At 71.5% G+C, this 6,786-nt stretch carries 4 protein-coding genes; 1 reads left to right on the plus strand and 3 read right to left on the minus strand.

Going from position 1 to position 6,786, the window contains the following annotated elements; translation table 11 throughout:
* Positions 1-24 precede the first annotated feature (24 nt).
* From KBX50_RS30630 to KBX50_RS30640, 3 genes are all read right to left on the minus strand, one after another.
* On the minus strand, positions 25-1,263 hold the full coding sequence (locus tag KBX50_RS30630) for an MFS transporter (protein WP_210941340.1): 1,239 nt from the start codon (positions 1,261-1,263) through the stop codon (positions 25-27).
* An 87-nt stretch (positions 1,264-1,350) separates the two neighbouring features.
* Positions 1,351-4,632 carry an efflux RND transporter permease subunit gene (locus KBX50_RS30635; protein WP_210941341.1) on the minus strand — a complete coding sequence of 1,094 codons (3,282 nt, stop codon included), beginning with the start codon at positions 4,630-4,632 and terminating at the stop codon, positions 1,351-1,353.
* Positions 4,633-4,640: 8 nt separating this feature from the next.
* The gene (locus KBX50_RS30640) at positions 4,641-6,521 is read right to left on the minus strand and encodes an ABC transporter ATP-binding protein (RefSeq protein ID WP_307871122.1); all 1,881 of its coding nucleotides are present in this window, start codon (positions 6,519-6,521) and stop codon (positions 4,641-4,643) included.
* A 72-nt stretch (positions 6,522-6,593) separates the two neighbouring features.
* On the opposite strand from KBX50_RS30640, the gene KBX50_RS30645 reads away from it, so the two are divergent.
* Positions 6,594-6,786, plus strand: a 193-nt coding sequence (locus KBX50_RS30645) for a TetR family transcriptional regulator (protein ID WP_307871123.1), incomplete at its 3' end; no start/stop codon positions are given.

Genomic DNA, 6,786 nt, shown 5'->3' on the forward strand with positions numbered 1-6,786 from the left:
GGCCGCTCGCCGGGCCTGGCCCGACTACCGGTTCTCCGCGGCGGCGGGTGGCGACGCGGCGAGCGACAGACGCCGGGTCGCGATCCGCCAGCCGACCGCGTAGACCAGGGTGACCAGGCCGCAACCGGCCAGGACGACACGCTCGTCGACGACGTCCACGACCACGGCGACCACCAGTTGACTGACGGAGATCGCCAGGGTCGCCAGCATCATGTCGGTGGCGAAGACCCGACCCCGTAGCCGGTCCGGCACTTCACCCTGCAAGGCGAAGTTCGACATCACCCAGTTGCTGCCACCGGCGAAGTGGGCCACGAAGACCAGGACCAGCACCAGCGGAAACCAGGCCGCCACCGAGGTGCCGAGGTAGGCCAGACCGTACGCCGACATGGACAGTGCCAGGCCGGGCAGCAGCCAGGCGCGGTTGGTCAGCACCCGACGCATCATGATCGGGCCGACCAACGCGCCGGCACCGCGGACGGCGAACAGCAGGCCGGCGCCGAGCGCGCCGACCCCGTACACCCCGGCGAGCAGCGGGAAGACGGTCAGCACGCCGTTGCCGAGACCCACCGCCGACTTGACCGTCACCAGCGCCAGCACCCGCGGTCGGTGCCCGATGTAGACCAGCGCCTCGCGGATGGCCACCCAGGTCTGCGGCGGGCTCGCGCCCAACTCGCGGGGTGCCTGCAACGGACGGCGGATGAGCGTGGCCAGGCTCGCGGCGACCACCAACCCGACGGCACCGACCCAGAAGCACGCGTACGGTCCGGCCGCCGCGCTGAGCACCCCACCGAGCGAGGCGCCGACGACGGTCATCGTGCCCCACGCCGAACCGGCCACCGCGTTGCCGGCGGCCAGTTCATCCGAATCGAGCACGTTCGGCAGCGCCGCCTGGGCCGCCGGCGAATAGAACGCCTTGGCCACCGCGACCACGCCGATGCCGAGCAGCGCCAGCCAGGCCGTGCCGGCATCGCGTACCCCGAGCAGCAGCAGGACCCCGACCAGCGCGGCGACGTTCGAGACGATCATGATCGTGCGTCGGTCGAACCGGTCCGCGATGGTGCCGGTGTACGGCAGCAGCAGCGCCACGATGCCGGTGTCCACCGCGAGCACCAGGGCGCCCCACACGCCACTGCCGGTCAACTTCGGCAGCAGCACCAGCAACGGCACCATGACGAACCAGTCGGCCCCGAAAACCACCAGCTCGGCCAGGAAGAGATTGCGGAAGTTCCGGTTGCGGGTGAGGACCGAGAGGGTGGACGCCACGGAGCGGACCATACCCGGCCACCGTCCGTGGCTGAGTCGGAGCGCGGACATCCCCGGAGGGCCCGAGGACCCTCCGGGGACGCCTGGTCACCCGTTCGGTGGGAACGGCGAGTTGCGGGTCTTCGGCAGCCGGAGCACCTCGAACTGATCGGTGTTCTCGATCAACGCCCCGGAGGGTGCCGCCGGTACCGGCCGGCTCTCCCGCCGGTCCGCGTCCGTGGCACCGGTCCCCGCGCCCACCGGCGCCCGGCCGGTGGTGTCATCGGCCTCGTCGACCTCGCCGCCGCCCGATCCCTCGGTGGGGTCGCCGTACCGTCGCCGCCGCCACGCCCGCACCGACACCTTGGTGTCCTCCACCATGGCGTACAGCGTCGGCACCAGGATCAGCGTGAGCAGGGTGGAGGTGAGCAGGCCGCCGATCACCACGATCGCCAGCGGCCGCGAGATGAAACCACCCTCCCCGGTGAGGCCGAAGGCCATCGGCGTCAACGCGAAGATGGTGGCGATCGCGGTCATCAGGATCGGCCGCAGGCGGTGGCGTCCGCCCTCGACCACCGCCTCCCGCACCCCCAATCCCTGCGCCCGGTACTGGTTGACCAGATCGAGCAGCACGATGGCGTTTGTCACCACGATGCCGACCAGCATGAGCACGCCGATCAGCGCCGGCACGCTCAGCGCGGTGCCGCTGGCCAGCAGCAGGGCGACCGCGCCGGTGGCGGCGAACGGAATGGAGACCAGCAGGATCAGCGCCTGGACCACGCTACGGAACGTCGCCATCATGATCAGGAAGACGATCGCGATCGCCGCGAGCACGGCCAGGCCCAGATCGGCGAAGGTCTCCCGCTGCTCGGCGCTGACCCCGCCCAGGGAGAACGTGGCCCCCGGTACGTCGATCGCGTCGAGGCGGCTCTGCAACTCGGTGCTGATCGCACCCAGATCGGAGCCGGTGACCGTGCCGGTCACCGAGACGCTGCGCTCACCGTCGATCCGCCGTACCTGCTGCGGACCGGTGGTCTCCGTGACATCGGCGACGTCGTCCAGCCTGACCGCGCCCACCGGCAGGGCCCGCAGCTCCGCCAGGGTCACCGGCGGTGCCGCCGACAGGCGCAGCACCACGTCCCGGGCGGCGCCGTCGACGGTCACCTGACCGAGCGGCGTACCCCGGAACGCCTGCGACACCAGTTGACCGACGGCGGCCTCGGTGAGCCCGGCCCGGCTGGCCGCCTCGCGGTCGACGGTCACGTCGACCCGAGGTACCCGTTCGGCCAGGGTGGTCGAGACGTCCTCGACCCCGCCGATGCCGGTCATGGCCGCCTCGGCCTCCTTCGCGGCGGCGGCCAACACCTCCGGGTCGGCGGCCCGGACGACGACCGCCAGCTCGTTGGCGGACGCCCCGCCCTGGCCGGCCGGGAACGTGATCTCTCCGGCCTCGGCGCCGAGCGCCGCGAGCCGGTCCCGCAGCACACCGCGCATCGCCTTGGCGTCGGTCTCCCCGCCGAGACGCAAGGCGTAGTTGGCCACGTTGTTGCCGGCGCTGCCGGCCCAAGGGGTGTCGCCGCCACCGGCGGTGACCTGGTACGACTCGATGCCCGGGGTGTCCGCCAGCACCGCCTCGACGCGACGGGCCGCCGCGTCGGTGCCGACCAGCCCGGTGCCCACCGGTAGTTCCTGGCGGACGTTGAGAGTGTCCTGGCCGGAGTCGTCGAGGAAGTTCGTCTCCAGCTGTCGGGCCAACCCGAAGGTGCCGAACAGCACCAGCAGCCCCGCCGCCAGGGTCGCCCAACGGTAGGCCCGCCGCCCGGTGGCGAACCGGATCACCGGCAGGTACGCCCGCTGCAACGGGCTGCGCAGCTCGCGCTCCTCCGCCGCCCGGCGGACCGCCGCCCCATCGGCCGCACCGCTGACCGGCTTGAGGAACCAGTACGCGAGCACCGGGATCACCGTCAGCGACACCAGCAGCGAGGCGAGCAGCGCCACGGTGACCGTGATCGCGAAGGGGGCGAAGAGCTGACCGACGAAACCACCGACCAGGGCGATGGGCGCGAAGACGGCCACCGTGGTCAACGTCGACGCGGTGACGGCACCGGCCACCTCGCGTACGGCCGTGAGAATCGCCTGCCGTTTCGACCCGCCGTACGTCAGGTGCCGCTTGATGTTCTCCAGCACGACGATCGAGTCGTCCACCACTCGGCCGACCGCGACCGTCAACGCGCCGAGGGTGAGCAGGTTGAGCGAGTAGTCACCGATCCAGAGGGCGATCAGCGCGACCACCACCGACAGCGGGATGGAGACCGCGGTGACCACAGTGGAGCGCACCGACAGCAGGAACACCAGGATGACCACCACGGCCATGATCAGACCCAGCAGGCCCTCGGTGCTCAGCGTCTTGATGGACTTCTCCACGAACGGTGCCTGGTCGAGCACGACGGTCAGCTCGGCGCCGGTGGCGGAGCGCAGGTCGTCGAGCCGGTCGGCGACCGCGTGCGAGATCTCCACGGCGTTGCCGTCCGGGTCGGCGGTGACCGCGATGCCGAGGCTCTCCCGGCCGTTGGTCCGGGTGATCGCGGTGGCCGGGGCGAGCTGCTCCTCGACCGTGGCGACGTCGCCGAGTCGGACCGGACCGGCCTTTTTGACCGGCGGGGCGACGATCACACCGCGCAGCTCGTCCAGGGTGGTCAGCGGTGTGCCCACCTGGACCGGCAGGGTGCGCTCGCCGTCCAGCACAGCGCCGGCCGGCACCGCCACGCCGTTGGCCCGCAACGCGGTGCCGATCGCGGTCGGCTGCACCTTCGCCCTCGCCAACTTCGCCGGATCCGGTGTGATCACCACAAGTTCGTCCCGGACGCCGGTCAGCTCGACGCCACGTACGCCGTCGATCGCCGCCAGTTCCGGCACCACGGTGTCCCGCAGCTTCCCGGCGAGGATCCGCTCGTCGTCGTCGCCGGACGCGGCCAGCACCACCGCTGGCAGGTCGTCGGTGCTGCCCGCGATCACCTGCGGGTCGACGCCCTCCGGCAGGGTGGTCCGGTTGATCGCGGTCTGCATCCTGCTGACCATGTCGTCGAGTTCGGTGCCGAACTCGTACTGCACCTGGATGGTGGTCAGGCCCTCACGGGAGGTCGAGATGACCGAGTCGAGGCCGGAGATGCCGCGCAGGCTGTTCTCGATCGGCTCGGCGACCTCGGACTCGACGACCTCCGGTGCGGCACCGGGGTACTGGGCCACGATGAAGGCGGCGGGAAACTCCAGCGACGGCAGGAGTTGCTGCTTCAGTGACGGCACGGCGTACGCACCGAACGCCGTGGTCACCACCGCGATGAGGGCTACCAGCCCTCGGTTGGCGAGGCTGAATCTGGCGAGCAGCGACATCGCGTGGCTCACTCCTGAGGGAGACGGTCGAGGGGTACGAGCAGTGTGCCCGACCCGGTCGGTCTGCCGGCCTCCGGGGCGGTCGAGGTCCCGGCGGTACCGATCCGCAGCGATGCCACCAGATCGCGGTACAGCTCGTCGGTGCGGAGCAGGGTGGCGTGGTCACCGACGGCCCGGACCCGACCGCGGTCCATCACGACGATCTGATCAGCGTCGAGCACGGTGGAGAGCCGGTGGGCGATGGTCACCACCGCGCCCGCCGCCGCCCGCTGTCGCACGCACCGGCCGACCGCCGCCTCGGTCAGGCCGTCGACCTGGGAGGTGGCCTCGTCGAGCAACAGCACGTCGGGGGTACGCAGCACCGCCCGGGCCAACGCGATGCGCTGCCGCTCGCCGCCCGAGACGGTGGTGGCGCTCAGCGGCGTGTCCAGCCCGAGGTCGAGCGAGCCGACCTTGTCGTGCAGGTCGACCGCGCGCAGTGCGGCCCAGAGTTCCTCGTCGCCGGCATCAGGGTGGGTGAAGCGGAGGTTGTCCCCGATGGTGCCCGGCACCACCGGCGCCTCCTGCTCGACGTAGGCCAGCCGACCACGGATCTCGGCGGGGGTGTGCTCCGGGTAGGGACGGCCGTACAGCAGCAACCGGCCCCGCTCCGGTTCGAGGAAGCGCAGCAGCAGGGAGAACAGGGTGGTTTTGCCGGCACCGGAGGGCCCGACGATCGCGGTGTGGCCACGCCGGGGAATTGCCAGGTCGATGCCGCGTACGGCGGGTGCCGCCCCCGGTGCGTACCGTGCGGTGACGCCCTCAAAGGTCAGCACGACGTCGCCGGATTCCGATCCGCCGGGTCCGAGCGGCCCGGCGGGCGCCGGTACCGGCTGGCTGGCCGGCCGGGAACCGGGCTCGACCGCAATGGCCTCGATCTCCCGCAGGCGGCCGGCGGCCGCCATGCCGGCCTGCATGGCCGTCATGTTCTGGGTCAACTCGCTGATCGGCCCCATCAACTGGAAGGCGTAGAGCAGAAAAGCGATCAAGGTGGACACCTCGATCAGGCCACGCTCGGCCCGCGCCGCCCCGAATCCGAGGATGACGATCACGGCGAGCTGGATGCCCGTCCAGGAGATGGTCCAGACGGTCGCAGCTCGGCGGGCGGCTCGGATGCCGTGCCGTGCCGAGTCCTCGGCGTGCCTGGTGATCAGACCTGCCTGTCGCTGCTCGGCGCGGCTGGCCTTGACCGTACGAATGGCGCGCAGCGAGCCCTCCAGGGCCCCGCCGAGCCGTCCCACCGACTCCTGCGCCGCCTCCTGGGCCCGCCCGATCGACGGCAGCAGCAGACCCATCAGCACTGCGACGACCACGACCGCGACCATGGTGGTGGCCAGCAGCACCACATCGAGCGTGCCCATCAGCACGAGCGTCCCGACCAGCGCCACCGCACCGTTGATCAGGCCGACGAGGCTGCCGGACGCCTGGTGCAGCAACCCCGGGTCGGAGGTCGCCCGGGTGACCAGCTCGCCGCCCGGCCGGCGGGTCAGTTGATCGATCCGGGCAGCGAAGTAGCGGCGGATCACCCCGGACCGCGCGTCGAGCACCACCCGCTCGGCGACGCCGCCCATCAGCATCCACTGCCACAGCGAGATGCCGGCGCCGACGATGACGAGGGCGAACAGCACGGTCACCGGCCGGGACAGCGAGCCACCGGCGCCGAGGGTGTCCAGTACCCACTTGGTCACCAGCGGGGTGGCCAGCCCGGCCGCGTTGGCCAACAGGCCGAGCAGCAGTCCGAGCAGCATGGCCGGCCAGTGCGGCCGTAGATAGGCGAGCAGCAGGTAGGTCCGGCCCCGGCGGGCGGCCGGCTGGGGGTCGCTCGGTTCAGCAACGGCGATCTCAGTCACTCCGTTATGGAACACTTATGTTCCGTTCCGGGCAAGCAAAATTCTGAAACTGCACATTGGTACCCTCTGTCCGTGGTGACCACCGAGGAGACCGGCAGTCGGGCGCGGACCCGGCAGGCGATCCTGCAGGCCGCGATCGAGGTACTGAGCCGCAATCCGGCGGCCAGCCTGGGCGAGATCGCCACCGCCGCGCAGGTCGGCCGGACCACCCTGCACCGATACTTCGCCGAGCGGTCGGACCTGCTGGCCGGCGTGGTCGAGGAGG

It is taken from the genome of Micromonospora sp. C51 (genome assembly GCF_018070435.1).
Taxonomy (GTDB): Bacteria; Actinomycetota; Actinomycetes; order Mycobacteriales; family Micromonosporaceae; genus Micromonospora; species Micromonospora sediminimaris.